Annotated in this window: 24 protein-coding genes; 10 read left to right on the top strand and 14 right to left on the bottom strand. The window is 74.2% G+C overall.

The window, feature by feature from the left end; translation table 11 throughout:
• The first annotated feature begins 100 nt into the window (after positions 1-100).
• Entirely contained in the window at positions 101-727 is a 627-nt protein-coding gene (locus tag Q0840_RS04745) for a superoxide dismutase (RefSeq protein WP_298456947.1), read from the top strand.
• 472 nt (positions 728-1,199) lie between these two features.
• On the top strand, positions 1,200-1,880 hold the full coding sequence (locus tag Q0840_RS04740; RefSeq protein WP_298456945.1) for a DDE-type integrase/transposase/recombinase: 681 nt from the start codon (positions 1,200-1,202) through the stop codon (positions 1,878-1,880).
• Between the two features lie 29 nt (positions 1,881-1,909).
• On the opposite strand, the gene Q0840_RS04735 is transcribed toward Q0840_RS04740, so the two are convergent.
• The 5 genes from Q0840_RS04735 to Q0840_RS04715 all read right to left on the bottom strand — a co-directional run bounded on the left by Q0840_RS04735 (position 1,910) and on the right by Q0840_RS04715 (position 7,181).
• Positions 1,910-2,308: a cytochrome c oxidase subunit 4 gene (locus Q0840_RS04735; protein WP_298456943.1), complete on the bottom strand. Its 399-nt coding sequence runs from the start codon at positions 2,306-2,308 to the stop codon at positions 1,910-1,912.
• Positions 2,305-4,143, bottom strand: a complete 1,839-nt coding sequence (gene ctaD / locus Q0840_RS04730) for a cytochrome c oxidase subunit I (protein WP_298456941.1) — start codon at positions 4,141-4,143, stop codon at positions 2,305-2,307. The genes Q0840_RS04735 and ctaD overlap by 4 nt, the downstream gene beginning before the upstream one ends.
• A 1-nt stretch (position 4,144) precedes the next feature.
• Positions 4,145-5,032 carry a cytochrome c oxidase subunit II gene (gene coxB / locus Q0840_RS04725; protein ID WP_298456939.1) on the bottom strand — a complete coding sequence of 296 codons (888 nt, stop codon included), beginning with the start codon at positions 5,030-5,032 and terminating at the stop codon, positions 4,145-4,147.
• Between the two features lie 386 nt (positions 5,033-5,418).
• Positions 5,419-5,769, bottom strand: coding sequence for an iron-sulfur cluster insertion protein ErpA (erpA, locus tag Q0840_RS04720; RefSeq protein ID WP_298456937.1), 351 nt, complete (start codon positions 5,767-5,769; stop codon positions 5,419-5,421).
• Positions 5,770-5,948: 179 nt separating this feature from the next.
• A complete protein-coding gene (locus Q0840_RS04715) occupies positions 5,949-7,181 on the bottom strand; it encodes a glycerate kinase (protein ID WP_298456935.1) in 1,233 nt (410 codons plus the stop codon).
• A 174-nt stretch (positions 7,182-7,355) separates the two neighbouring features.
• Here Q0840_RS04715 and Q0840_RS04710 point away from each other — a divergent pair, with 174 nt between their 5' ends.
• Positions 7,356-7,955, top strand: coding sequence for a DJ-1/PfpI family protein (locus Q0840_RS04710; RefSeq protein WP_298456933.1), 600 nt, complete (start codon positions 7,356-7,358; stop codon positions 7,953-7,955).
• 23 nt (positions 7,956-7,978) lie between these two features.
• On the opposite strand, the gene Q0840_RS04705 is transcribed toward Q0840_RS04710, so the two are convergent.
• A complete protein-coding gene (locus Q0840_RS04705; protein WP_298456932.1) occupies positions 7,979-9,403 on the bottom strand; it encodes a dipeptidase in 1,425 nt (474 codons plus the stop codon).
• Positions 9,404-9,443: 40 nt separating this feature from the next.
• Here Q0840_RS04705 and Q0840_RS04700 point away from each other — a divergent pair, with 40 nt between their 5' ends.
• Both Q0840_RS04700 and Q0840_RS04695 read left to right on the top strand, forming a co-directional pair.
• Entirely contained in the window at positions 9,444-10,046 is a 603-nt protein-coding gene (locus Q0840_RS04700; RefSeq protein ID WP_298456931.1) for a DUF3043 domain-containing protein, read from the top strand.
• Positions 10,047-10,107: 61 nt separating this feature from the next.
• On the top strand, positions 10,108-11,121 hold the full coding sequence (locus tag Q0840_RS04695; protein ID WP_298456929.1) for an aldo/keto reductase family protein: 1,014 nt from the start codon (positions 10,108-10,110) through the stop codon (positions 11,119-11,121).
• 99 nt (positions 11,122-11,220) lie between these two features.
• Here Q0840_RS04695 and Q0840_RS04690 read toward each other — a convergent pair whose 3' ends face one another.
• The 5 genes from Q0840_RS04690 to Q0840_RS04670 are packed head-to-tail and all read right to left on the bottom strand — an operon-like array spanning position 11,221 to position 14,040.
• Positions 11,221-11,949, bottom strand: coding sequence for a YitT family protein (locus Q0840_RS04690; protein ID WP_298456927.1), 729 nt, complete (start codon positions 11,947-11,949; stop codon positions 11,221-11,223).
• Positions 11,946-12,155, bottom strand: coding sequence for a hypothetical protein (locus Q0840_RS04685; RefSeq protein WP_298456925.1), 210 nt, complete (start codon positions 12,153-12,155; stop codon positions 11,946-11,948). The genes Q0840_RS04690 and Q0840_RS04685 overlap by 4 nt, the downstream gene beginning before the upstream one ends.
• Positions 12,152-13,204 carry a quinone-dependent dihydroorotate dehydrogenase gene (locus Q0840_RS04680; protein ID WP_298456923.1) on the bottom strand — a complete coding sequence of 351 codons (1,053 nt, stop codon included), beginning with the start codon at positions 13,202-13,204 and terminating at the stop codon, positions 12,152-12,154. Before Q0840_RS04680 ends, Q0840_RS04685 begins: the two co-directional genes overlap by 4 nt.
• 9 nt (positions 13,205-13,213) lie before the next feature.
• A complete protein-coding gene (locus Q0840_RS04675) occupies positions 13,214-13,684 on the bottom strand; it encodes a hypothetical protein (RefSeq protein WP_298456921.1) in 471 nt (156 codons plus the stop codon).
• The gene (locus tag Q0840_RS04670) at positions 13,681-14,040 is read right to left on the bottom strand and encodes a hypothetical protein (protein WP_298456919.1); all 360 of its coding nucleotides are present in this window, start codon (positions 14,038-14,040) and stop codon (positions 13,681-13,683) included. Before Q0840_RS04670 ends, Q0840_RS04675 begins: the two co-directional genes overlap by 4 nt.
• Positions 14,041-14,080: 40 nt before the next feature.
• On the opposite strand from Q0840_RS04670, the gene Q0840_RS04665 reads away from it, so the two are divergent.
• Both Q0840_RS04665 and Q0840_RS04660 read left to right on the top strand, forming a co-directional pair.
• Positions 14,081-15,583, top strand: coding sequence for a leucyl aminopeptidase (locus Q0840_RS04665; protein ID WP_298456917.1), 1,503 nt, complete (start codon positions 14,081-14,083; stop codon positions 15,581-15,583).
• Between the two features lie 31 nt (positions 15,584-15,614).
• Positions 15,615-16,154, top strand: coding sequence for a DinB family protein (locus Q0840_RS04660; RefSeq protein WP_298456915.1), 540 nt, complete (start codon positions 15,615-15,617; stop codon positions 16,152-16,154).
• Between the two features lie 25 nt (positions 16,155-16,179).
• On the opposite strand, the gene Q0840_RS04655 is transcribed toward Q0840_RS04660, so the two are convergent.
• A complete protein-coding gene (locus Q0840_RS04655) occupies positions 16,180-16,512 on the bottom strand; it encodes an oxidoreductase (RefSeq protein ID WP_298456913.1) in 333 nt (110 codons plus the stop codon).
• 175 nt (positions 16,513-16,687) lie between these two features.
• On the opposite strand from Q0840_RS04655, the gene lpdA reads away from it, so the two are divergent.
• The 3 genes from lpdA to Q0840_RS04640 all read left to right on the top strand — a co-directional run bounded on the left by lpdA (position 16,688) and on the right by Q0840_RS04640 (position 21,129).
• The gene (lpdA, locus tag Q0840_RS04650) at positions 16,688-18,073 is read left to right on the top strand and encodes a dihydrolipoyl dehydrogenase (RefSeq protein ID WP_298456911.1); all 1,386 of its coding nucleotides are present in this window, start codon (positions 16,688-16,690) and stop codon (positions 18,071-18,073) included.
• Positions 18,074-18,102: 29 nt separating this feature from the next.
• The gene (gene sucB / locus Q0840_RS04645; protein ID WP_298456909.1) at positions 18,103-20,067 is read left to right on the top strand and encodes a 2-oxoglutarate dehydrogenase, E2 component, dihydrolipoamide succinyltransferase; all 1,965 of its coding nucleotides are present in this window, start codon (positions 18,103-18,105) and stop codon (positions 20,065-20,067) included.
• A gap of 153 nt (positions 20,068-20,220) precedes the next feature.
• Positions 20,221-21,129, top strand: a complete 909-nt coding sequence (locus Q0840_RS04640) for a TIGR01777 family oxidoreductase (protein ID WP_298456907.1) — start codon at positions 20,221-20,223, stop codon at positions 21,127-21,129.
• Between the two features lie 33 nt (positions 21,130-21,162).
• Here the strand turns inward: Q0840_RS04640 and Q0840_RS04635 are convergent, their stop codons facing one another.
• Positions 21,163-22,893 (bottom strand): protein kinase domain-containing protein, encoded by a 1,731-nt coding sequence (locus Q0840_RS04635; RefSeq protein WP_298456905.1) that lies wholly within the window; start codon positions 22,891-22,893, stop codon positions 21,163-21,165.
• 145 nt (positions 22,894-23,038) lie between these two features.
• Positions 23,039-24,085 carry a Gfo/Idh/MocA family protein gene (locus Q0840_RS04630; RefSeq protein WP_298456903.1) on the bottom strand — a complete coding sequence of 349 codons (1,047 nt, stop codon included), beginning with the start codon at positions 24,083-24,085 and terminating at the stop codon, positions 23,039-23,041.

The raw sequence follows: 24,085 nt of genomic DNA, 5'->3' as shown, positions 1-24,085 counted from the left end.
TTGTCCGGGTCGTCACCGCCGCCGTTCGCGCGGCGGCGGTGACGACCACATGCTCGACGCCGCGCCTGCCGGGCGTGGCCCGACGAAAGGCACCGCATTCATGGCTGAGTACACCCTTCCGGATCTGCCCTACGACTACGCGGCCCTCGAGCCGCACATCTCCGGGCGGATCATGGAGCTGCACCACGACAAGCACCACGCGACCTACGTCGCCGGCGCCAACACCGCGCTCGAGAAGATGGCGGCGGCCCGCGACAGCGGCAACCTCGACGCGGTGAACATGCTCGAGAAGAACCTCGCGTTCAACCTCGGCGGCCACATCAACCACTCCGTCTTCTGGCAGAACCTCACTCCGGCGGGTGCGGGCGGTCCCGAGGGCGACGTCGCGTCGGCGATCGACGAGGCGTTCGGGTCGTTCGACGGCTTCCAGAAGCACTTCACCGCGGCCGCGCTCGGTCTGCAGGGCTCAGGCTGGTCCGTGCTGGCCTGGGACTCGATCGGCCAGAAGCTCGTGATCGTGCAGATGTACGACCAGCAGAACAACATCGCCCTCGGGCTCGTGCCGGTCGTCATGCTGGACATGTGGGAGCACGCCTTCTACTTGGACTACTTCAACGTCAAGGCTGACTACGTCAAGGCGTGGTGGAACGTCGTCAACTGGGCGGACGCGTCGCAGCGGCTCGGGCGCGCGCGGACGCAGACGTCGGGGCTCATCGTCCCCACCTGACGCGCGGCCGGCGTCCTGCCGGAACCTCGCGACGCACGAGCGCCGGTGCCCGTCGGGCACCGGCGCTCGTGCGTCCGGGCACCGGCCCTCGACATGGCCACCTACGTCACCGAACGGTGACCCATCCGCTGAGGGGCGGTCTCCGCGTCCACGTCGGTGGGGCGGTCGACGCCGCCCACCCACGACCGCCCCCGGGGCCACCCCGTCACGACCCGGCCGGCGTGAACCGGTGGCCACCGCGGCGCGGGCCGCGACCATGACACCGGCGACGCGTGAGACCGCCGCGAGGACCGCACCACCCGTCCTCGGTCGCTGCGGCCTGCCCTGCTCGTCGTCCACACCTCGGCGCACACCAGGGGCCGCCCGTGTGTCGACGTCGGGTGGAAGCTGGACCAGGTGACGACGGTGGTCTCAGGGCGTCAACGCAAGATCGGCGGTCCACGCTGACCTCCCGAGGGTCAGGAGGAGCACGTTGGGGAGGAAGCCGACGTCGGCCGAGGTGCGGATGCGGTTCTTCACCGCCCGGGCCAGTGGGGCGACGTTGAAGCAGGCGGTCGCCGGCGCAGGGATGTCGAGGACGACCGGCCAGGTCCGTGCGGACCGGCTCGCAAGGGTCCGTGAGACGAGGCCGCGGCCGCGGCCGGGCACGCTCGCCGGCCACGACCGGCTGCGCCGGTACGTCGAGGCCCAGCTCGCGCTGCGCTGGTCACCGGAGCAGATCGCGCACCGCCTGGTCGTCGACTTCCCCGGGGGCGGTCCCATCGTCCGGAGGCACGGCCGGTCGCACCTGATCACGCTGGCCGAGCGGCACAGCCGGTACCTGATCGTCCAACCGATCCCCGACGCGATCAGCCGCGCCGTCGTCGCAGCGCTGACCCGCACCTTCGCCGCGCTGCCGGTCGCGGTGCGCCGCTCGGTGACGTGGGACCGGGGCATCGAGATGACACGACACCAGGAGTCCACCGCAGCCACCGGCGTCCCTGTCCACTTCCGCCCCTCTACAGCCCCTGGCAGCGCGGCACTGACGAGAACACCAACGGGCTGCGCCAGTCCTTCCCGAGGAGGACCGACCTCAGAGCCGCGGCCGCTATCCCGCTGCTCGAGGCCGTCGCCCAGGTCAACGCACGACGGCGCCCCTCCCCTGGCGGGGTGAGGCGCCGTCGTCGGGCGTGCGCGGACGGGTCAGTGCGCGTGCTGACCGCGCGAGAACTCGAAGACCCAGCCGACCAGGGCGAGCATGCCCAAGGCGGAGCCGACGTAGACGAGCCACCAGCCGACGGCGAGCCCGAGGAAGACGATCGCGGCCGCAGCGGCGATCATCAGCGGCCACCAGCTCCAGGGGCTGTACACGCCCTGGTCACCGGCGCCCTCCTCGATGGTCCCGTCCGGGTTGTCCTCGGGACGCGCGTCGATGCGGCGCACCAGCATCGCGAAGTACGCGCCGATCATCAGCGACAGCGCCGCGACGAGCAGCAGGCCGAGCGAGCCGACCGGCTCGAACCCGCTCCACACGGCGTACACCACCGCGACGACGAGGAACCACGGCACGAGGTACAGGAACGTCTTCGCCTCGGTCCTCATCGCTGGCGTCCTTCCGTGTCGTCCGGGCGGACGCCGTCGCCGACGACGCCCTGTGCGGCCTGCTCGGGCTCACCCGAGCCCTCGGCGACCCGCTGCCGCGCCTGCTCGCTCTGCCCCTGGTGCTCCGACTCCCAGTCGAAGAAGCCCTGGTTGGGCTTGGCGAAGTCCATCGCCGCCACCTCGGGGTGGTGCAGGTCGAACGCCGGGCGCTCGGAGCGGATCCGGGGCAGGGAGGTGAAGTTGTGCCGCGGCGGGGGGCAGCTCGTGGCCCACTCCAGGGAGTTGGAGAAGCCCCACGGGTCGTCGACCGTGACCTTCGGCGCCTTGCGCCACGTCACGTAGACGTTCCACAGGAACGGCAGGGTCGAGGCGCCCAGGAGGAACGCACCGACGGTCGAGACCTGGTTCATCCAGGTGAACCCGTCCTCCTGGGCGTAGACGGCGTACCGGCGGGGCATGCCGACGACGCCGAGCCAGTGCTGGATGAGGAACGTCATGTGGAAGCCGACGAACAGGGTCCAGAAGTGGATCTTGCCGAGCTTCTCGTCGAGCATCCGACCGGTGAACTTGGGCCACCAGAAGTAGAAGCCGGAGAACATCGCGAACACCACGGTGCCGAACACCACGTAGTGGAAGTGGGCGACCACGAAGTAGGTGTCGGTCACGTGGAAGTCCAGCGGCGGGCTGGACAGGATGATCCCGGTCAGGCCACCGAAGAGGAACGTCACCATGAAGCCGATCGACCACAGCATCGGCGTCTCGAACGTGATCTTCCCGCGCCACATCGTGCCGATCCAGTTGAAGAACTTCACGCCGGTCGGCACCGCGATGATCATCGTCATGACCGCGAAGAAGGGCAGCAGGACCGCACCCGTGGGGTACATGTGGTGCGCCCAGACCGTCACGGACAGGGCCGCGATGGCGATCGTCGCGAACACGATGCCCTTGTAGCCGAACAGCGGCTTGCGGCTGAAGACGGGCAGCACCTCGGAGACGATGCCGAAGAACGGCAGCGCGATGATGTAGACCTCGGGGTGCCCGAAGAACCAGAACAGGTGCTGCCACAGGATGGCGCCGCCGTTCTCGGGGTTGAACACCTGGGCGTCCAGGCGGCGGTCCGCGCCGAGGGCGAACAGCGCGGAGGCCAGCGGCGGGAACGCCATGATCACGAGGATGCTCGTGATGAGCGTGTTCCACGTGAAGATCGGCATCCGGAACATGGTCATGCCGGGGGCCCGCATCGTCACGATCGTGGTGATGAAGTTGACCGAGCCGAGGATGGTCCCGAACCCGGCCAGCGCGAGACCGAACACCCACAGGTCACCGCCCAGGCCGGGGGTGAACGTCTGGTCCGACAGCGGGGCGTAGGCGAACCAGCCGAAGGACGCGGCTCCCTGCGGGGTGAAGAAGCCGGCGCACGCGATCAGGCCACCGAACAGGTACAGCCAGTAGGCGAACATGTTCAGCCGCGGGAACGCGACGTCGGGAGCGCCGATCTGCAGCGGCATGATCACGTTCGCGAATCCCGCGAACAGCGGCGTCGCGAACAGCAGCAGCATGATCGTGCCGTGCATCGTGAAGAGCTGGTTGTACTGCTCCTTGCTCTGCAGCACGTCCAGGGCCGGGGTGAACAGCTCGGCGCGGATGAGCAGCGCCATGATCCCGGCCAGCATGAAGAAGAAGAACGACGAGATCAGGTACAGGTACCCGATCGTCTTGTGGTCGGTCGAGGTGATCCACTTGACGACGGTCCGGCCCAGGGTCTGCCGCTGAGGCGGCAGGCCCGGGATGAGCGGCTCGACGTGCGTGGCCGAAGGAGCGGTATCGGTCGCCATGTCAGTTCTCGTTCCTCTGCGTGCCTTCGGCGGCGCTGGTGGCGTCCTGGGTGCGGTTCAGCTCCATGCCCAGCGCCCCGGTCTGTCCCCGCTCGCGGAGGGCGTCCATCTGGGCGTCGAACTCCTCGCGCGAGACGACCGCGACGTTGAACAGCATCGAGGAGTGCTCCTCGCCGCAGAACTCCGCGCACTTGCCGGCGTAGACGCCCTCGCGGGTCGGGATCACCTGGAAGACGTTGGTGCGCCCCGGGATCATGTCCTTCTTGTAGAGGAAGGCCGGGATCCAGAACGAGTGGATGACGTCGCGGGCGTCGAGGACGAACTCGACCCGCTCGTCGACCGGCAGGTACAGCGTCGGGAGCTGGTCGTAGTCGTCACCCTCGCCGACGTCCTGGGCGTGCACACCGCTCTCGTAGACGCCCTCGTCGAGGTAGTTGAAGTCCCAGCTCCACTGCTTGCCGACGACCTGGATGGTGGTGTCGGGGTCGGCCGTGGAGACGTCCTCGATCGCCGAGATGTCCCGCGCGGTGTAGAAGAACAGCACGCCGATGAGGATGATCGGCAGCACCACGTACGTGATCTCCAGCGGCACGTGGTAGCGGATCTGGATCGGCAGCTTGTCGTCCGACTTCCGCTTCCGATAGACGGTCACGCACCACAGGATCAGGCCCCAGGTGATGAGGCCGACGATGAGCGCGGCGATCCAGGAGCCGACCCACAGGTCCGTGATCCGCTCGGTCTGGTTGGTGACCTGCTCGTCCTGGTAACCGGGGAGGAATCCGCGCTGCGCCTCGGCGGAGCAGCCGCTGGCGATGAGTGCCACGGCCGTGGCCAGCACGACGGCCCGACGGGCCGGGCGCCGGCTCGGGCTGGTGTTCTGGGAGCGCAAGGGGGGCCTTTCACGTCATGTCCGGCAGCGGCAGCGGGCGAGGCCTGAGCACTGGTCCGGGACCTTCGTCCTCGACGCGGGTCAGCGTATCGCGCTGGCGGCGGGCTGTCGGTCCAGCCACGCGCTCCCCCGCCCCCGCCCTGGACGGCGCGGGGACGAATCGGGCGCGGGTCCGCAGGTCCGGCCCGTGCCGAACGGGCGGCCGCCCTCGGCCGGGCGCCCGCACCGCACCGGACTGTGAGCGACACCACCCGGCGTGACGCGCCGGCGGACGGCCACATCGGGGCTCGGACACCGGTACTCGCCGCGCCCGGACGCCCGAGGGGCCCGGTACCGACCGGTACCGGGCCCCTCGGGCGTCGTGCTGCGATCAGGCGGCGTCGGGATCAGGCGAAGGAGCCACCGCACGCGCAGGAGCTGCCCGCGTTGGGGTTGTCGATCGTGAAGCCCTGCTTCTCGATGGTGTCGGCGAAGTCGATGGTCGCGCCGTCGAGGTACGGCACGCTCATCTTGTCCACGACCACCTCCACGCCGTCGTAGTCGCGCAGCGCGTCGCCGTCCAGCACGCGCTCGTCGAAGTAGAGCTGGTAGATCAGGCCCGAGCAGCCGCCCGGCTGCACGGCCACACGCAGGCGCAGGTCGTCGCGCCCCTCCTGCTCCAGCAGGTTCCGGACCTTGCCGGCAGCCACGTCGGTGAGGATGACGCCGTGCGTCGCGGTCTGGGTGGTCTCGCTCATGGTCACTCCGCGGGGTCTGGGGCGGCAGCCGACGTAGCGCGTACGCCGTCACGTGTCATCGATCTCAACAGTGCACGCCGTGCTGGTTGTTCCCCCAGGGTACGACCCGCTCGGACCGTGACCGCACCCGCAGGGCGGCGCGCCCGCGCGCCTGCTCACCCGCCCCCGTCAGGGGCCGCTCAGCGCGACCAGGTGCGCGCGACCCGGGCGGCGCGGCGGGCGAGCGCCGCTGCCCCGTCGGCGGGCGGCCTCGACCCCGCGTCGGCGGGACCACCGGCGGCCGGACCGGGCCGGGCACGCCCCGGCTCGTGCCCCTGCTCCACGGGGTACGCCGCGGTGATGCCCGCCGCGGCCAGCTCGCGCCTGCCCACCAGCACCTCACCGGCGACGACGACCGTCGGCACACCGCTCACCATCGCCCGGTCGGCGACCGTTGCGACCACGGCGTCGTGCAGGGACCGCGGCTCCACCGTGGCACCGCCGGTGACCGCCAGGTCGACGTCGGCGAGCCGGCCGGTCAGGCCCACCTCGTCGGCGACGAGGGCGGCTCCGGGGTACAGCCGGGCACCGAGCAGCGCGAGCCCGAACCCCAGTCCACCGCCGGCGCCCGCGCCCGGCAGAGCGGTGAGCCGGGCCGCCGGGCTCGCGGCCCGGGCCGAGAGCAGCAGGTCGGGGCGGACCGTGCCCGGGCCGAGGGCCGCGACGGCGGCGTGCGCGAAGTGGCCGAGCGAGCGTTCGAGCGCCTGCGCCTGCTCCGGCGACGCGCCGTGCGCCGTCGCGCCGGCACTGGCGCCGTGCATGCCCAGCAGGGGCAGGTCGAGCGCGTACGCCGCGACCAGCTCGATCCCCGACCAGTCGGCCCGGAGGGCGGCGAGGCCGGACAGGTCCTCCTCGGTCACGCCGGCCAGCGCGTGGCCCCCCATGGCGAGCGGACCGGTCACCTCGACCCCGGCGCCGAGCGCGGCGAGCATCCCGGCGCCGGCGTCGTTCGTCGCCGCGTCGCCGACGCCGACGACGACGCGTCGCGCCCCGGTGGCCCGCGCCAGCGCCAGCAGCTGCCCCACCCCCGACGAGGCACCGCGTCCGGCGTCGCGGCGCGCGGCCGGCACGAGCGCCGGCCCGACGGCATGCGCGGCGTCCACGTAGGCCGTGCGGTCGCCGGCCTGGCCGGTCACGACCAGGACGGCCGCGGGCGCCGGGTCGCCCTGGGCCCCCCGGACCGTCGCCGAGAGCAGCTCACCGCCGAGCACGTCGTGCAGCACGTCGACCAGGCCGGAGCCTGCGTCGGTCAGCGGCACCGAGCGGACGTCGTCGCCCGGGGCGGCCCCCAGCCAGCCGGACCGGATCGCGCGCGCGGCCTGCGTCGCGGACAGCGCACCGCCGAAGGACTCCGGAGCCACCAGGACGCGCATCCGCGGATCCTGGCACACCCGTCCGCGCGGTGGACCGCGCCGGGGCGCGGCCCGGGACCCACCCGCCACCCAGGTCGGCGCGACGCCCCTGTGCGACGATCGGCACACGCGCACGGCGTGCGGTCACGCCTCGGTCCCCGGGACCGGCACGGTCGGCGCAGGACGGAGCGCGAGATGACCACCGGCAGCCCGCTACGGGTCGGGATCTTCGTCTTCGACGACGCGGAGGAGCTCGACGTCGTCGGGCCGTGGGAGGTGCTGGCCGCGTGGGCGCGGCTGTCGGAGCTGCGTCCGGAGGTGCTGACCTTCTCCACCGACGGGGCCGGGGTCCGGCTGGCCAAGGGGCTGCGGATCGTCCCGGACGCGTCCGCGGACGACGTCGGTGCCCTGCACGTCCTGGTGTACCCCGGTGGCCAGGGCACCCGCCGGCTCGTGCGGGACCGGGAGCACCTCGCGTGGGTGCGCGCGGTGCGGGCCCGGGTCCCGCTGGTCACCAGCGTGTGCACCGGTGCGCTGGTGCTGGCCGCGGCGGGCCTGCTGGCCGGACGACCGGCGACCACGCACTGGGGCGCGTTCGACGAGCTGGCCGCCCTCGACCCCAGCGTCGCGGCCGACACCGAGGCGCGCTTCGTCGACGACGGCGACGTCGTCACGGCCGCCGGGGTGTCGGCAGGGATCGACATGTCGCTGCACCTGGTGGCCCGGCTGGAGAGCCCGGAGGCCGCCCGCGACGTGCGCCGGGCGATCCAGTACGACCCGGCTCCCCCGGTCTAGGACCGAGCAGACTCTCGGGCGGCTCAGCGCCGACCGAGCTCCGCGAGCAGCAGCGCCTCGGCGAGCACGACCCGCTCGAGCTCGGCGAGGTGCACCGACTCGTTCGCGCCGTGCGCGCGCGAGTCCGGGTCCTCCACACCGGTGACCAGGATCGCCGCGTCGGGGAACTGACCCAGCAGGTCGGCGATGAACGGGATGGAGCCGCCCACCCCGATGTCCACCGGCGGCGTGCCCCACGCCTCCTCGAACGCCCGGCGGGCCGCCCGCATCGCGTCGGAGTCGGCCGGCGCCTGGAACGGCTTGCCGAGCTCCCCGTCCCGCACCGTGACCCGGGCACCGAACGGCGCGTGCTGCGTCAGGTGCGCGCGCAGCGCCGCGAGCGCGTCGGCCGGGTCCTGGCCGGGGGCGATCCGCAGCGACAGCTTGGCGGTGGCCCGCGGCGTCACGGTGTTGGACGCCCGGGCGACGCTCGGTGCGTCGATGCCGATGACGGCGAGGGCCGGCTTGGTCCACAGCCGCGCCGTCAGCGGTCCCGTCCCGGCGAGCCGGACGCCGTCGAGGACGGCCGCGTCGGCGCGCAGGTCGGCCTCGTCGAGGTCGACGGTCGGGTCGGGCGCGGACACCAGCCCGTCCACGGCGACGTCGCCGGCGTCGTCGTGCAGCGTGGCGATCAGCCGGGACAGCAGGGTCAGGGCGTCGAGCACGGGGCCGCCGAACATGCCCGAGTGCACCGCGTGGTCCAGGACCGCCACCTCCACCTCGAGGTCGACCAGCCCCCGCAGCGAGGTGGTGAGCGCCGGCACGCCGACCCGCCAGTTCGAGGAGTCGGCCACGACGATCACGTCGGCCTCGAGCAGGTCGCGGTAGGTCGCCAGGAACGCCGCGAACGTGGGCGAGCCGATCTCCTCCTCGCCCTCGACGAACACGGTGACGCCCAGTCCGGACTGCGCCAGCTGGTCCCCGAGCGCCCGCAGCGCACCGAGGTGGGCGACCACCCCGGCCTTGTCGTCCGCGGCGCCGCGCCCGTACAGCCGTCCGTCCCGCTCGACCGGCACGAACGGCTCGCTGTCCCAGGCGGCGTCGTCCCCGGGGGGCTGGACGTCGTGGTGGGCGTACAGCAGGACGGTCCGGGCACCGGGGGCCGCGGGGCGGCACGCCACGACGGCGGGCGCCCCGTCGCGCCCGTCCGGCGCCGTGACCGTCAGGACCTGCACCTGGGGCATGCCGGCATCGGCGAGCAGCGCAGCGACGGCGTCGGCGCTGGCCCGGACGTGCCGCTGGTCGAACGCGGCGTTGGAGACGCTCGGGATCCGGACGAGGTCCTCCAGGTCGGCCCGCAGGCGGGGGAACTGCGCCGCGACCCGCTCGCGCCAGGCAGCCGCACCGGGCTGGGTGACGGCCCGGGTGGTGGGCTGGTCGGGGCCGTGGGTGGGGGGTGCGTCGGTCACGGGCGTCCACGCTACCCTCCGGCTCGACTACCCTGGCCGGGTGTTCTCCCGCAAGCGCTCCGACGTCACCCTGCCCGCCACCACCCCCGCCGAGGACGAGGTGACGCGGGCTGCGGTCGCGACGGGCAAGGGCCGCCCGACGCCGAAGCGGCGGACCGCCGAGGCCGCGAACAAGCGGCCGCTGGTGCCGACCGACCGCAAGGCCGCCGCCCAGTCCGCCCGAGCGGCGGCGAAGGTCGAGCGGGACCGGCAGTACCAGGCCATGCAGACCGGCGACGAGCGGTACCTGCCGGCCAAGGACCGCGGCCCGGTGCGCCGCTACATCCGCAACCACGTCGACGCGCGGCTGAACCTGGGTGAGTTCTTCCTGCCGATCGCCATGGTGTTCGTGGTGCTGACGTTCGTGTTCGGCAGCAACCCCACCGTGCTGGCGCTGGTGATCGTCACGCTCTACGGCATCGTCTTCCTCACGCTGATCGACGCCTTCCTCATGTGGCGCCAGCTGAAGAAGAAGCTCGTCGCCAAGTTCGGCGACGACGGCCGGCAGCGCGGTCTGGCCATGTACGCCGTCCTGAGGGTGTTCCAGCTGCGCCGGGCCCGTCTGCCGAAGCCGCAGGTCAAGCGGGGCGAGTACCCGGTCTGACCCGGTCGCGGCCGGCCGCTCCCCGCATGCCGGGCCCCGCCCGCTCCCCTAGGGTCGCCGCATGGTCAACTACCGCTACCTCGGCAACTCGGGCCTGAAGATCTCCGAGATCACCTACGGCAACTGGCTCACCCACGGCTCGCAGGTGGAGAACGACGCCGCGACCGCGTGCGTGCACGCCGCCCTCGACGCGGGCATCACCACGTTCGACACCGCGGACGTGTACGCCAACACCAAGGCGGAGAAGGTCCTGGGCAAGGCGCTCAAGGGCCAGCGGCGCGAGTCGCTGGAGATCCTCACGAAGGTGTACTGGCCGGTGGGACCGCAGGGGCCCAACGACGTGGGCCTGTCACGCAAGCACATCATGGAGTCCATCGACGGCTCGCTGCAGCGGCTGCGGACCGACTACGTCGACCTCTACCAGGCGCACCGGTACGACACCGAGACGCCGCTCGAGGAGACGATGCAGGCGTTCGCCGACGTCGTGCGGCAGGGCAAGGCCCTGTACATCGGGGTCAGCGAGTGGACCGCGGACCAGATCCGCGCCGGGCACGCCCTCGCGAAGGACCTCGGCTTCCAGCTCGTCTCCAACCAGCCGCAGTACTCGATGCTGTGGCGGGTCATCGAGGAGGAGGTCGTGCCGGCGTCCGAGCAGCTCGGCGTCTCCCAGATCGTCTTCTCCCCCATCGCCCAGGGCGTGCTGACGGGCAAGTACACCCCCGGCGGCCAGCTGCCGAAGGGGTCGCGCGCGACCGACACGAAGGGCGGCGCGAAGATGATCCAGCGGTTCATGGACGACACGCTGCTCGAGCGCGTCCAGGGGCTGAAGCCGGTCGCCGACGAGCTCGGCTTGAGCATGGCGCAGCTCGCGGTGGCGTGGGTGCTGCAGAACACGAACGTCGCGGCGGCCATCATCGGCGCCTCGCGACCCGAGCAGGTCGTCGACAACGTGCAGGCGTCCGGGGTCGAGATCCCCCGCGCGCTGATGGAGCGGATCGACGACGTGCTCGGCGACTCGGTCGAGCGCGACCCGGGGCGCACGGCGGCCGGCGCGCCGCAGACGCGTCCGGTCTGACCGCGGGCCGAGGGCGAGCGGCCGCACGGGCGTCCAGCCCACCGCACGGCACCGCACGCCGCGACCCGCCACGGGTCGCGGCGTGCGGTGCGTCCGGGCTCAGGTGCCCAGCGGGCGGGGCGAGCCGGTCCCGGGCACCCGGACGTCGTCGGACACGGGCGGGACCGGGGGGTGCGGGGCCCCGTCCTCGACCGGCACGGTGAGCCGCGGGAGCAGCGCGTGGACGACCGGTCCGATTCCCAGCGCGTACGCGAGGGTCGCGAACCCCAGCGTGCCGCCCAGCACCCACCCGACAGCCACGACCGCCACCTCGATGCCGGTCCGGACCACCCCCACGGGGCGGCCCGTGCGACGGACCAGGCCCGTCATCAGGCCGTCCCGCGGCCCCGGTCCCATCCGCGCCCCGATGTAGAGCGCCGTCGCGAGGCCGTTCAGGCCGATCCCGCCCACGGCCAGCGCGGCGGCCGCCCACAGTGGCAGCGGGTCCGGCAGCCGTCCGAGCACGGCCAGGAACGGGTCCACGAGGGCGCCGATGACCAGGACGTTCGCCACGGTGCCGAACCCGGGCCGCTGGCGCAGCGGGATCCAGCAGGCGAGCACGACGAGGCTGATCAGCACGGTCAGCACGCCCAGCGACCATCCCGTGCGGCGCGACGCGCCCTGGCTGAGCACGTCCCACGGCATGTTGCCCAGCTCGGAGTGCACGAGCACGGTGATGGAGAAGGCGTACAGCACGAGACCGACGGCGAGCTGGGCGAGCCGGCGCGGCAGGCGGCCGCCGGCCGGGCGGGGCACGCCGACGTCGGCCGCGGGGCGTCGGTCGGTCACGACACGCGCAGGGGCACCGGGGCCGCGGCCTGGGTCCCCTCGTGCAGCAGCCGGGCGACCGCCACGTCCTGCGCTGCCAGGTCGCGCCAGTGCTCCCCGAGCCACTGCTCGGCGTCGAACTGGTTGCTGAACAGCGGGCTGACCGGCACGGGGAGCACGCGGCCCTCGGCGTCGTCGAGCTCCCACACCCACTGCGGCCGGATCATGCGGCGACCTCGGTCGTGGCGGGTGCCGCGGTCGCGAGTGCCCGGTTGATCCGGGCGGCCCACAGCGGCCCCCCGTAGACGAAGCCGGTGTAGCCCTGCACGAGGGTCGCGCCGGCGTGCAGGTAGGCCCGGGCGTCGTCGGCGGTGGTGATCCCGCCGACGCCGATCACGACGGCGTCCGCGCCGAGCCGACGGCGCAGCCGGCCGACGACCTGGAGCCCGCGGCCGAGCAGCGGCGGTCCGGACAGCCCGCCGGGCCCGAGCGCGTGACCGATGGTGGTGTTCACCGCGACCACCCCGGCGAGGCCGAGCTCGCGGGCGAGGTCCGCCACCGCGTCGACGTCGTCGTCGGACAGGTCCGGGGCGATCTTGACCAGCAGCGGGACCGGCGGGCGACCGCGCCCCGCGGTCGCCTCGTCGGCGGCGGACCGGACGGCGACGAGGATGGGACGCAGTGCGGCGACCGACTGCAGGTCCCGCAGGCCGGGCGTGTTCGGCGACGACACGTTGACCACGAGGTAGTCCGCGTACGGCGCGAGCAGGCGCGCACTGGTGGCGTAGTCACCCGGGGCCGCCTCGGCCGGGGTGCTCCTGGTCTTGCCGATGTTGACGCCCACCACGAGGCGACGTCCTGCGGGGGTCGCCCGCAGCGCGCGCAGACGCTCCGCGGCCGCCGGTGCGCCCGCGTTGTTGAACCCCATGCGGTTGCGGACCGCACGCTGGTCGACCTCGCGCCACAGGCGGGGCCGTTCGTTGCCTGGTTGGGCGCGGGCGGTGATCGTGCCGACCTCGACGAACGCGAACCCGAGGGCGGTCAGGGCGCGGACGCCACGGGCGTCCTTGTCGAAGCCGGCGGCCAGCCCGAACGGTCCGGGCAGCTCGCGCCCGAAGACCTGGACGCGGGCCCCGGCCGGCGGGGCCAGCAGCCGCCGGGCCAGCGCCGGCACGCCCGGCGCGGCGGCTGCCGTCCGCATCGCGGTGAACGCGCGCTCGTGCGCGCGCTCGGGGTCCAGGCGGCGCAGCACGAGATCGAAGAGAAGCCGGTACACGGGCCCAACCTAACCGGCGGGGGGCGGGGCCGAGCTGTCGACGGACGCGGCGGGCGGCGGGTCCGCGGCACGGCGCGACCGCCACAGCCACGCGAGCCCGAGGAGCGGCAGCACCAGCGGGACGTACCCGTACCCGCTGCCGAACGTGGACCAGACCGTGGCGCGCGGGAACGCCGCGGGATCGACGAGCGACCAGGTGCCGACCGCGAGCACGCCGACCAGCTCCACGCCGACGGCGGTCAGCGCGACGGCGCGCGCACCGCGGGCCAGCGCGACCGTCGCCACCCAGTAGACGGCGGCAGCGACGGCCGACAGCCCGTAGGCGAGCGGCGCCTCGTGCCAGTCGCGCAGCAGCTGGACCCCCGCGCGGGCCGACGCCGCGAGCGCGAACACGCCGTAGACGGCGACCAGCACCCGCCCCGGACCCGTCGCCGTCGAGCGCGCGGGGACGGCACCCGGGGCCGGCGTGCGCGTGCTCACTCCCCGGTCCAGACCTGGACGACGCGCCACTGCATGACCGCGATGGTCACCGCGGCGACCAGCAGGACCACCGAGCTCCACCGGGTCCGCTCGGCGAACGCCCAGGCCGCGGCGATCGGCAGCAGCAGCAGCGCGGTGATGACGTAGCCCCAGAACGTGGCCGCGTCGGACGGCCCGGTGCCGCGGATGGTCAGCAGCAGCGCGGCGACCACCTGCAGCACCAGCGCCCCCTCGACCACGGCGGCGCCCCACAGCTGGCGCAGCACCACGGCACGGTCGCGGATCGCGAACACGGCGGCCCAGGCGGCGAGGGCCACGGCCAGCAGGGCGGCGAGCACCGCGACGGGGATGAGCACGGTCCCCGAGGGTACCGGCGGCGCGCACTACGATCCTCATGTGGCCCAGCTGACTCTCACCTCGACCGACCTCTCCCACGTCACCGCCGACGCCCTCGTCGTCGCGACCGCCTCGACCGCCGACGGCGTCGTGCTGGTCGGCGCCGACGCACTGCCCGGCGGGCTGCGCACCCAGCTCACCCGGTCGGCGACCGCGCTCGGGCTCACCGGCGCGGTCGACGAGGTCCGCCGCGTGCCCACCGCGGGGCAGCTGGCCGCACCGGTGCTCGTCCTGACCGGGCTCGGTGAGCAGTCCGCAACCCCCTCGGCGGAGGCCCTGCGCCGGGCGGCCGGCGCGGCGACGCGCGAGCTCGCCGGCACCGCGAGCGTCGCGCTCGCGCTGCCGGCCGACGCGGTCACCGAGCTCGCGGCGGTGGTCGAGGGCGCGTTGCTGGGTGCGTACTCGTTCCTGCGGTACCGCGACGGCGCAGCCGCCCAGAAGGCGGCCGCCGTCGCCACGCTCGAGGTGCTGACCCCGCTGGCCCGTGACGCGGCCGCCAAGACGGCCGTCCACCGGGCCGAGGTGCTCGCAGCCGCGGTGCACGCCACCCGCGACCTGGTCAACGCCGCACCCAACGACCTGTACCCGGCCGCGTTCGCGGACCTCGCGAAGGCGGCCGTGAAGGGCACCGGCGTCAAGGTGAGCGTCCTGGACGAGAAGGCGCTGACGGCGGGGGGCTACGGCGGCCTGCTGGGCGTCGGGCTCGGGTCCGCACGTGGACCCCGGCTGGTCAGGGTCGCCTACACCCCCTCGCGCCCCGCGGCGAAGGTCGCGCTGGTCGGGAAGGGCATCACGTTCGACTCGGGCGGCATCTCCATCAAGCCGGCCGCCGGCATGGAGGCGATGAAGTCGGACATGGCCGGCGCCGCGGCCGTCCTGCAGACCGTCGTCGCTGCTGCCCGCCTCGAGCTGCCGGTCGCCGTGACCGGCTGGCTGTGCCTCGCCGAGAACATGCCGTCCGGCACCGCCCAGCGCCCCTCCGACGTCATCACGATCCGCGGCGGCACGACGGTCGAGGTCCTCAACACCGACGCCGAGGGTCGCCTGGTGATGGCCGACGGCCTGGTCGCGGCGATCGAGGAGGGGCCCGACGTCGTCCTGGACATCGCGACGCTCACCGGTGCGCAGGTCGTCGCGCTCGGCAACCGCGTGTCGGCCGTGATGGGGACCGACGACGTCCGCGCCGAGGTCACGGCCGCCGCCCAGGCGTCCGGCGAGCAGTTCTGGCCGATGCCGTTGCCCGACGAGCTGCTGGCCGGGCTCAAGTCCAAGGTGGCGGACCTCGCCAACATCGGCGAGCGCGCCGGGGGCATGCTCACCGCGGGCGTGTTCCTGCGGGAGTTCGTCGGGACGACGCCGTGGGCGCACCTCGACGTCGCCGGACCGGCGTTCAACGAGAAGTCGGCGCACGGGTACACGCCGGTCGGGGGCACGGGAGTCGGTGTGCGCACCCTGCTCACGCTGCTCGAGCAGCGCGCCACCACCGGGCGCCGCAAGAAGTGACCCGCCGGTCCGGGGGCGGCGGCGGGCGGCCGTGATCGACGTCGACGAGCACGGCCGCCCCGAGCCCCCGCTCACCGGCGACGAGGTGGCGACGCTGCTGGGCTTCCTGGACTTCCTGCGCGCCACGGTGGCGTGGAAGTGCTCGGACCTGGACCCGGCCGGCCTCCGGGCCACGCTCCCCCCGTCGACCATGACGCTGGGCGGCATGCTCAAGCACCTGGCGTACGTCGAGGACCACTGGTGCTCGGTGGTGCTGCACGACCGGACGCCTCACCCCCCGTGGGACCGCATCAACTGGTCGGCCGACCCGGACTGGGACTGGCACTCCGCGCAGGACGACGCGCCGCGGGAGCTGCGAGCCCTGTGGCAGGACGCCGTCGACCGGTCCCGGGCGCTCATCGCCGAGGCGCTGTCCGACGGCGGACCGGACCGCCGGGCGAGCCGAGCGCAGCCGGACGGCAGCGCCCCGAACCTGAGGTGGATCCTGGTGCACCTGGTCGAGGAGTATGCGCGGCACAGCGGCCACGCCGACCTGCTGCGCGAGTCCGTGGACGGCGCGACCGGCGAGTGACCGCCGGGTCAGGCCGCAGACACCGTCAGCGCCGGCGCGGACGCTGCCTGCTGTTCCAGTCGCGCATGCGCTGCGGGTAGCCCGTGCGTTGCACGTCGTACACCGGGATGCCCAGGTCCTTGGCGACGGCGTGCGCGGTCCGCTGGTCCGGCACCCGCCGCCGGGTCCACTCCCCGGTCGTCGCGATCAGCATGAGCGTCACCGGGGTGACGTTGGTGGCCGGCTCGACGTACCCCTCGACACCGACCCGGGTCCGCACGAAGTCGGTCAGGTGCGCGAGGGTCGCCTTCTGCGCCTCCCGGGACGACGACGCACCGTCGACGTGGACGGGCGCGCGGCGGCGTGAGAACAGGCCCATGACCGCAGGCTAACCCGGTCCTGCCGGCGGCCGTCGCCGGGTCCGCACGGGCGCCGGGACGCGGTGACGGTCACACCGCACGGCGCGCGTCCCGGTTAGGGCTCGCGGTCGCGTGGTGACAAGATGACCGCGAGCATTGGACAACACCACACGCCTGCGCCGGAGGAGTTCCCACGTGGCCGACACGAACGGCACCGTTTTCGACATCGTCGTCCTGGGCGGAGGGAGTGGCGGCTACGCGGCCGCCCTGCGTGGCGCCCAGCTCGGCCTGAAGGTCGCCCTGGTCGAGGGAGGCAAGCTCGGCGGCACCTGCCTGCACAACGGCTGCATCCCGACCAAGGCTCTGCTGCACGCGGCCGAGCTGGCCGACAACGCCCGCGAGGGTGCGAGCTTCGGGGTGCACACCACCTTGGACCACATCGACATGGGCGGTGTGAACAAGTACAAGGACACCGTCATCGGTCGGCTCTACAAAGGCCTGCAGGGGCTGATCAAGTCCCGCAAGATCGAGGTGTTCGAGGGCTGGGGCAAGCTCGTGTCGAACGACACGGTGGAGGTCGACGGCCAGCGCGTCACCGGCCGCCACATCGTGCTCGGCACGGGCTCGTACGCGCGGTCGCTGCCCGGTCTAGAGATCGGCGGCAACATCATCACCTCCGACCAGGCGCTGCAGCTGGACCGCGTGCCCAAGTCCGTCATCGTGCTGGGCGGCGGGGTCATCGGCTCGGAGTTCGCGAGCGTGTGGCGCTCGTTCGGTGCCGAGGTGACGATCATCGAGGCGCTGCCCCACCTGGTCGCCAACGAGGACGAGGCGCTGTCCAAGGCCTTCGAGCGCGCGTTCCGCAAGCGCGGCATCAACTTCAACCTCGGCGTCCGCTTCCAGGGCGCGACGCAGAGCGACGACGGCGTCCACGTCACCCTCGAGGACGGCAAGACGTTCGACGCCGAGCTGATGCTCGTGGCCGTCGGCCGCGGCCCCAACACCGCGAACCTCGGCTACGAGGAGCAGGGGATCACCGTCGACCGCGGGTTCGTCCTCACCGACGAGCGCCTGCACACCGGTGTCGGCAACATCTACGCCGTCGGCGACATCGTCCCCGGGCTGCAGCTCGCGCACCGCGGCTTCGCGCAGGGGATCTTCGTCGCCGAGGAGATCGCGGGGCTCAACCCGCAGGTCATCGTCGAGTCCGGCATCCCGCGCGTGACCTACTCCGAGCCCGAGATCGGCTCCGTCGGCCTCACCGAGGCGAAGGCCCGGGAGATCCACGGTGCCGACAACGTCGAGGTGCTCGAGTACAACCTCGGCGGCAACGGCAAGAGCCAGATCCTGGCCACCGCGGGGTTCATCAAGCTCGTCCGTCAGAAGGACGGCCCCGTCGTCGGCGTCCACATGATCGGCGCCCGGGTCGGCGAGCTCATCGGGGAGGGCCAGCTCATCGTGAACTGGGAGGCCTACCCCGAGGACGTCGCGTCCCTCGTCCACGCCCACCCGACGCAGAACGAGGCTCTCGGAGAGGCCCACCTGGCCCTGGCCGGCAAGCCTCTGCACGCCCACAACTGACCCCACGATCGAAGGAGACACGAGCGGTCATGGCTGACTCCGTGCAGATGCCGGCGCTCGGTGAGAGCGTCACCGAGGGAACCGTCACCCGTTGGCTCAAGCAGGTCGGCGACACCGTCGCCGTCGACGAGCCGCTGCTGGAGGTGTCGACCGACAAGGTCGACACCGAGATCCCGTCGCCCTTCGCGGGCGTGCTCGAGCAGATCCTGGTCGAGGAGGACGAGACGGTCGAGGTCGGCGCGCAGCTGGCCGTGATCGGGTCGGGTGAGGGTGGTGGCCAGTCGCCGTCGGCTCCCGCCGAGCAGGGCTCCCCCGCCGAGCAGGAGGCTCCGGCCGAGCAGCCCGCCGCCGGTTCGACGCCGGCGCCGCAGGGCGACCCGTCGGGCGGGACCGGCGCGCAGGCCGGGGTCACCGGGAGCCCGGAGGCCGCCGAGATGGGCGAGAGCTACGGCGGACCGCCGCCCGAGGCGGAGGGCACCTACGGGGGCGCGGCGTCCGAGGGCCCCGGCGCCGGCCAGGGCGGCTCCGCGCCGTCCGGCGGTGGCGACGGTGGCGGCGAGGGCGAGCAGGTGGTCATGCCCGCGCTCGGGGAGAGCGTCACCGAGGGCACCGTGACGCGCTGGCTCAAGTCGGTCGGCGACGACGTCGCCGTCGACGAGCCGCTGCTGGAGGTGTCCACGGACAAGGTCGACACCGAGATCCCGTCGCCGGTCGCCGGCACGCTGCAGCAGATCCTGGTGCAGGAGGACGAGACCGTCGAGGTCGGTGCGCCGCTCGCGGTGATCGGGTCCGGGGCGGCCCCGGCCGACGCGCCGTCGCAGCCGCAGACCGCCGAGGCCCCGGCGCCCGCAGCGACCGAGGCCGGGCCGCAGAACGCCGCGCCCGACGAAGCCCCGGCCCCCGCGGAGCAGCCGGCACAGCCGCAGCAGGCCGAGCCCGCCCAGCCCGAGGCCGCCCCCGAGGAGCCGGCGAAGGCGGAGCCCGCCCAGGCCGAGCCGGCGACGCCTGCCCCCGCGCAGCAGTCCGCACCGGCGCCCGCCGCGTCCGGCACGTACCTCACCCCGCTCGTGCGCAAGCTCGCCGCGGAGAAGGGCGTCGACGTCGCGACCCTCACCGGGACCGGCGTCGGTGGCCGGATCCGCAAGGAGGACGTCCTGGAGGCGGCTGCCAAGGCGGAGGAGGCCGCGAAGGCCGCCGCGGCGCAGCCCGCTGCACCGGCCGCCGCCGAGGCTCCGGCCGCGCCGGCGAAGAAGGCCGCCCCCGCACCGGTCTCCCCGCTGCGTGGCACCACCGAGAAGATGTCGCGGCTGCGCAGGCTCGTGGCCGAGCGCATGGTGGAGTCGCTGCAGACCGGTGCCCAGCTCACCACGGTCGTCGAGGTCGACATGACCCGCGTCGCCCGGCTGCGGGCGCGGGCCAAGGAGGACTTCAAGGCACGCGAGGGTGCCAACCTCACCTTCCTGCCGTTCCTGGCGCTGGCCGCGGTCGAGGCGCTCAAGGCGTACCCGAAGATCAACGCGAGCATCGACGGCGACCAGGTCGTCTACCACGGCTCGGAGAACCTCGGGATCGCCGTGGACACCGAGCGTGGTCTGGTCGTCCCGGTCATCAAGGACGCGGGCGACCTCAACCTCGCCGGGATCGCGCGCCGGATCGGCGACCTCGCGTCGCGCACCCGCGCCAACAAGATCACCCCGGACGACCTGTCCGGCGGGACGTTCACGATCACCAACACCGGGTCGGGCGGCGCGCTGTTCGACACCCCGATCGTCGCGCTCCCGCAGGTCGCGATCATGGGCACCGGCACCATCGTCAAGCGCCCCGTGGTCCTCACCGACGCCGACGGCGCCGAGAGCATCGCGGTCCGCTCGATGATGTACCTGTCGCTGTCCTACGACCACCGGCTGGTCGACGGCGCCGACGCGGCGCGCTACCTCATGGCGGTCAAGAACCGGATCGAGGAGGGCGCGTTCGAGGCCGAGCTGGGCCTCTGACGCTCGACACCGCTGACGTCCGCGGTCCGGCCGGTCCCCGCGACCGGTCGGGCCGCGGACGTCGTCGTCTGAGGCCGCACCCGCACCCGCACCCGGCCGCGGCGGTCCCGACCCGCCCGAGCCCGACCGGTCGACGCCGCCTAGGGTGACGCCATGAAGATCGTCGTGGCCGGCTCGCACGGACTCATCGGGACCGCCCTGGTCGCCCGGCTCGCCCGGGAGGGTCACGAGGTGCACCGGCTCGTCCGCGGTGCGCCGGCGGGGCCGCGTGAGGTGCCGTGGGACCCGGCCCACGGCGTTCTGGACCCGCGCGCGCTCGAGGGCGCGGGGGCGGTGGTCAACCTCGCCGGCGCCGGCGTCGGCGACAAGCGGCTGACCGACGCCTACAAGGACGTCGTGCGCCGGTCCCGCACCGACACCACCGGCCTCATCGCGCACACCCTCGCGCGCCTGGACGGGCCCCGCCCGGTGCTGCTCCAGGCCTCCGGGATCGGCGCGTACGGCGAGCGCGGGGACGAGGTGCTCGACGAGAGCTCGGCGCTCGGCGACACCTTCTTCGCCGGCGTCGTCCGGGACTGGGAGGGCGCAGCCGACCCGGCGGTCGAGGCGGGTGTCCGAGTCGCCTTCCTGCGCAGCGGCATCGTGCTGTCGCCGGCCGGCGGGGCCCTGCAGCGGATGCTCCCGCTCGTCCGAGCCGGCGTCGCCGGGCGTCTGGGCTCCGGGCAGCAGTTCTGGAGCTGGATCACGCTGCCCGACGAGGTCGGCGCCATCGTGCACCTGCTCGACGCCGACGTGCACGGGCCGGTCAACCTCAGCGCGCCGCACCCGGCGACCAACGAGGCCGTGACCCGCGAGCTCGCGCGGGCCTTGCACCGACCGGCGCGGCTGCCGGTCCCGGCAGCCGCGCTCAAGCTGGTCCTGGGGGACTTCTCCAGCGAGGTGCTCGGCTCCATCCGCGCCCTGCCCGCGGTCCTCAGCGCCAGCGGCTTCACCTGGCAGCACCCCTCGGTCGACGACGCCGTCGCGTGGGTCGCCGAAGAGGTCCACGCCGGACGGTCCTGAGCCCGACCGCCCGCCCCATGTCGGCGGGCGTCCTCAGCCGCCGACGACGTCCTCCACTCGCCAGCCCTGCTCGGTCCGCACGAGCCGTAGCACCACCTCGCGTGGCGGCTGCGCCGGGACCTCGACCGTCCCGTCGTCCGTGACCCGCCGGTGCGCCGTCAGCCCGGCTCGCACGGAGACCTGCGCCGACCCTTCCGTGGAGTCCGTCCCCGGGGCCACGTCAGCCCGAGAGGCCTCGTCGTCCCCGGGTGCCGTGTCCGCCACGGACGACGCGGGCGTCGTCAGCGCGGCGCCCTCGACCACGGCGGCGAGCCCCTCCAGGCGCACACCCGCGGTGCGCAGGTCCGCCATCAGCGCCAGGTCGGCCCGGTGCGCCCCGCTGCCGGGGCGGCTGACCCCGGTGAGCGCCGCAGGGTCTCCCCCGGCCAGCACCTCGGCCCGCCGCCGGGTCAGCTCGACGGCGGCGGTGACCGGGTCCCGCCCCGGGTCGGGCGCCGGGGCGCCGGCACGCTGCTCGTCGCCGGGCGGGCCCGGCGACGGTGCGCCGGTCGCAGACGCAGGCGGCTCGACGGCCACCGCGCCCGCCGGGCGCGAGGTCACCAGGTCCCGCGGTCCTGGGCCGGTCACCAGCAGCGCACCGGTGACCACCGCGAGCGCGGCGAGGACCGGCACAGCGGCCACCCGTCCACGCAGGCGGCCACCCGCACGACGACCCCGGGGACGACCGCCGCGCCGCCGGGGGCGCGCACGGTGCCGGGACCTCCCCGGCGCGGACACCGTGCGGTGGTCGGCCGCCAGCTGGGCGAGCGCGGTGCGCGCGAGCACCCCGGCGTCCGGCAGCGCGATCGGTTCGGGCCGCGCGCACGGGTAGCAGGCGGAGGCCACCTCGGCGGCGGTCGGACGCAGCACCGGGTCGGGTGCGCACGCGGCCGCGAGCTCGTGACCCAGGCGCGACCCGACCGCGCCCAGGTCCAGAGCCGCCAGGCCGACGCTGGCGAGGGAGAAGACGTCGGCGGGGGCGCCGTCGGGCAGCTCGGGACGGTCCCGGTCCGCGCTGCTCACCGGGTCGTCCGCCGGGTCGTCCGGCCGGTGGTGCGTGGCGCGGTCGCGGACGGAGCCGACGACCGCCCGCCCGGCCGGGCCGCCGCGGACCACCTCCGGGGCCATGAACCCCGGTGTGCCCCGGACCGGGGCACCGCCGTCGTCGGCCCGCCCCGGATCACCGAGCAGGTCGATGAGCACCGGCCGCCCGTCGGGCCGCACCACCACGTTGGCCGGTGACACGTCGCCGTGCACGAGCCCCGCCCGGTGCAGCGCGTCGAGCGCACCCGCGACCGGTACCAGCAGGGTCACCACCTCACCGGCGGTCAGCCGGCCGCGGGCCGCGAGCAGCGCCGCCACCGTCGCACCCGGGACCTCGGCGACGAGCACCGCCCACCGCGCGGACCCGCCGGTCGGCGGGGCGGGCACGTCCAGGACGTCCACGACCCGGGCCAGGTGCGGGTGGTCGAGCGACCACAGCGCGGCCAGACGGGCGGCCAGCGCCCCGCCGTCGGGCTCCAGCGGCGCAGGGACGACGTGGACGACGTACCGCTGCCCGGCCGCCCCGGCCGGGCCGTCGCCCCGCCCACCCGGGCGCCGGTCGGCGGCGGCGGTCGCGGTCCACACCGGACCACCGCCGCCGACCCCGGCCGGTCCGCCGACCCGGTAGCCGGCGGCCAGCAGCGCCGCGGCGAGCTCGGCGGGGACCACGTCGGCGTCCATGGGCCCATCGAACCGCCGTCCCGGCCCGGTCCGGCGGCTGTCCACAGGACCGCCGCACCTGCGACCGCCGGATGGCTGCCGCGGACCGGTGAGGCGTCGGCAGCCGGGGACCTGCGACATCAGCCACGCGGGTCGGCCGGGGGCGTCAGCCCACCGTGACCACGCGCGCCTCGCGGGCGCTGACGGCGGCCGCGTCGAGCACCTCGGCGGTGCGGACGGCGTCCCAGGGGTCGACCGGGGGCGGGGCGCCCGCCCTGAGCCACGCGGCGGTGTCCCGGTAGAAGTCCGCGTGCCCACCGGGTGGGCACGGCACCGGCGTGCGCTCCGCCCCGTGCACGAGCCAGCCACCGTGGCTGCCCGCGGCCAGCCCGTGCCCGCGCCCGGCAACGACGTCGTCGAGGACGGCGAACGGCGTGGGCTCACCCTCGAACGAGGTGACCAGGAACGCCCCGGCATCGCCCAGGACGCGGGTCCGGGGACCGGGAGCGCCCACCAGGCCGCCGCCGGCGAGGTGGCTGAGCACGCCGCCGGCATGGTGCAGGGCGAGGAACACGTCGTCGGGGGCGGTCGTGGAGATCGCGCGGACCTCCGCGTACACCCGGTGCACCGGCCCGAACAGCTGCACCGCGGAGTCGACGAGGTGCGGTCCCAGGTCCAGAAGCAGACCGCCGGCGACCGGGTCGTTCTCCTTCCACCGGTCCTTCGGCGTGGGTCGCCAGCGCTCCCAGCGCCGCTCGAAGCGGTGCACCGTGCCCAGGTCGCCGGCCGCCAGCACCGCCCGCAGCGTGCGCTGCTCGTCGTCCCAGCGCCGGTTGTGGAACACGGTCAGCCCGACGCCGGCGGACAGCGCGGCCTCGGTCACACCCCGGGCCTGCGACGCCGACGTGCCCAGCGGCTTGTCCACCACCACCGGCACCCCGGCGGCCACCACCGCCCGCGTGTGCTCGCCGTGCAGACCGGTCGGGCTCGCGACCACGACGAGGTCGAGCCCGTCGGCCCGGCGCAGCAGCGTGGCGACGTCGTCGACCACCACGACGCCCGGCCAGTCCGACCGCGCCGCGGCCGCTCGCGACGGGTCACGGGTCACCACCGCGACCACGACGTGGCCGGCCTCGCGCAGGAGCCGGCCGTGGATGCCCCGGCCGGCGTCTCCGTAGCCGACCAGCCCGACCCTGAGGGGATGCGCGTCCAT

The sequence above is a fragment of the uncultured Cellulomonas sp. genome (genome assembly GCF_947494015.1).
Classification (GTDB): Bacteria; Actinomycetota; Actinomycetes; order Actinomycetales; family Cellulomonadaceae; genus Pengzhenrongella.
The sequence above is the reverse complement of the archived record's forward strand: the minus strand, read 5'-3'. Positions and strand labels throughout refer to the sequence as shown.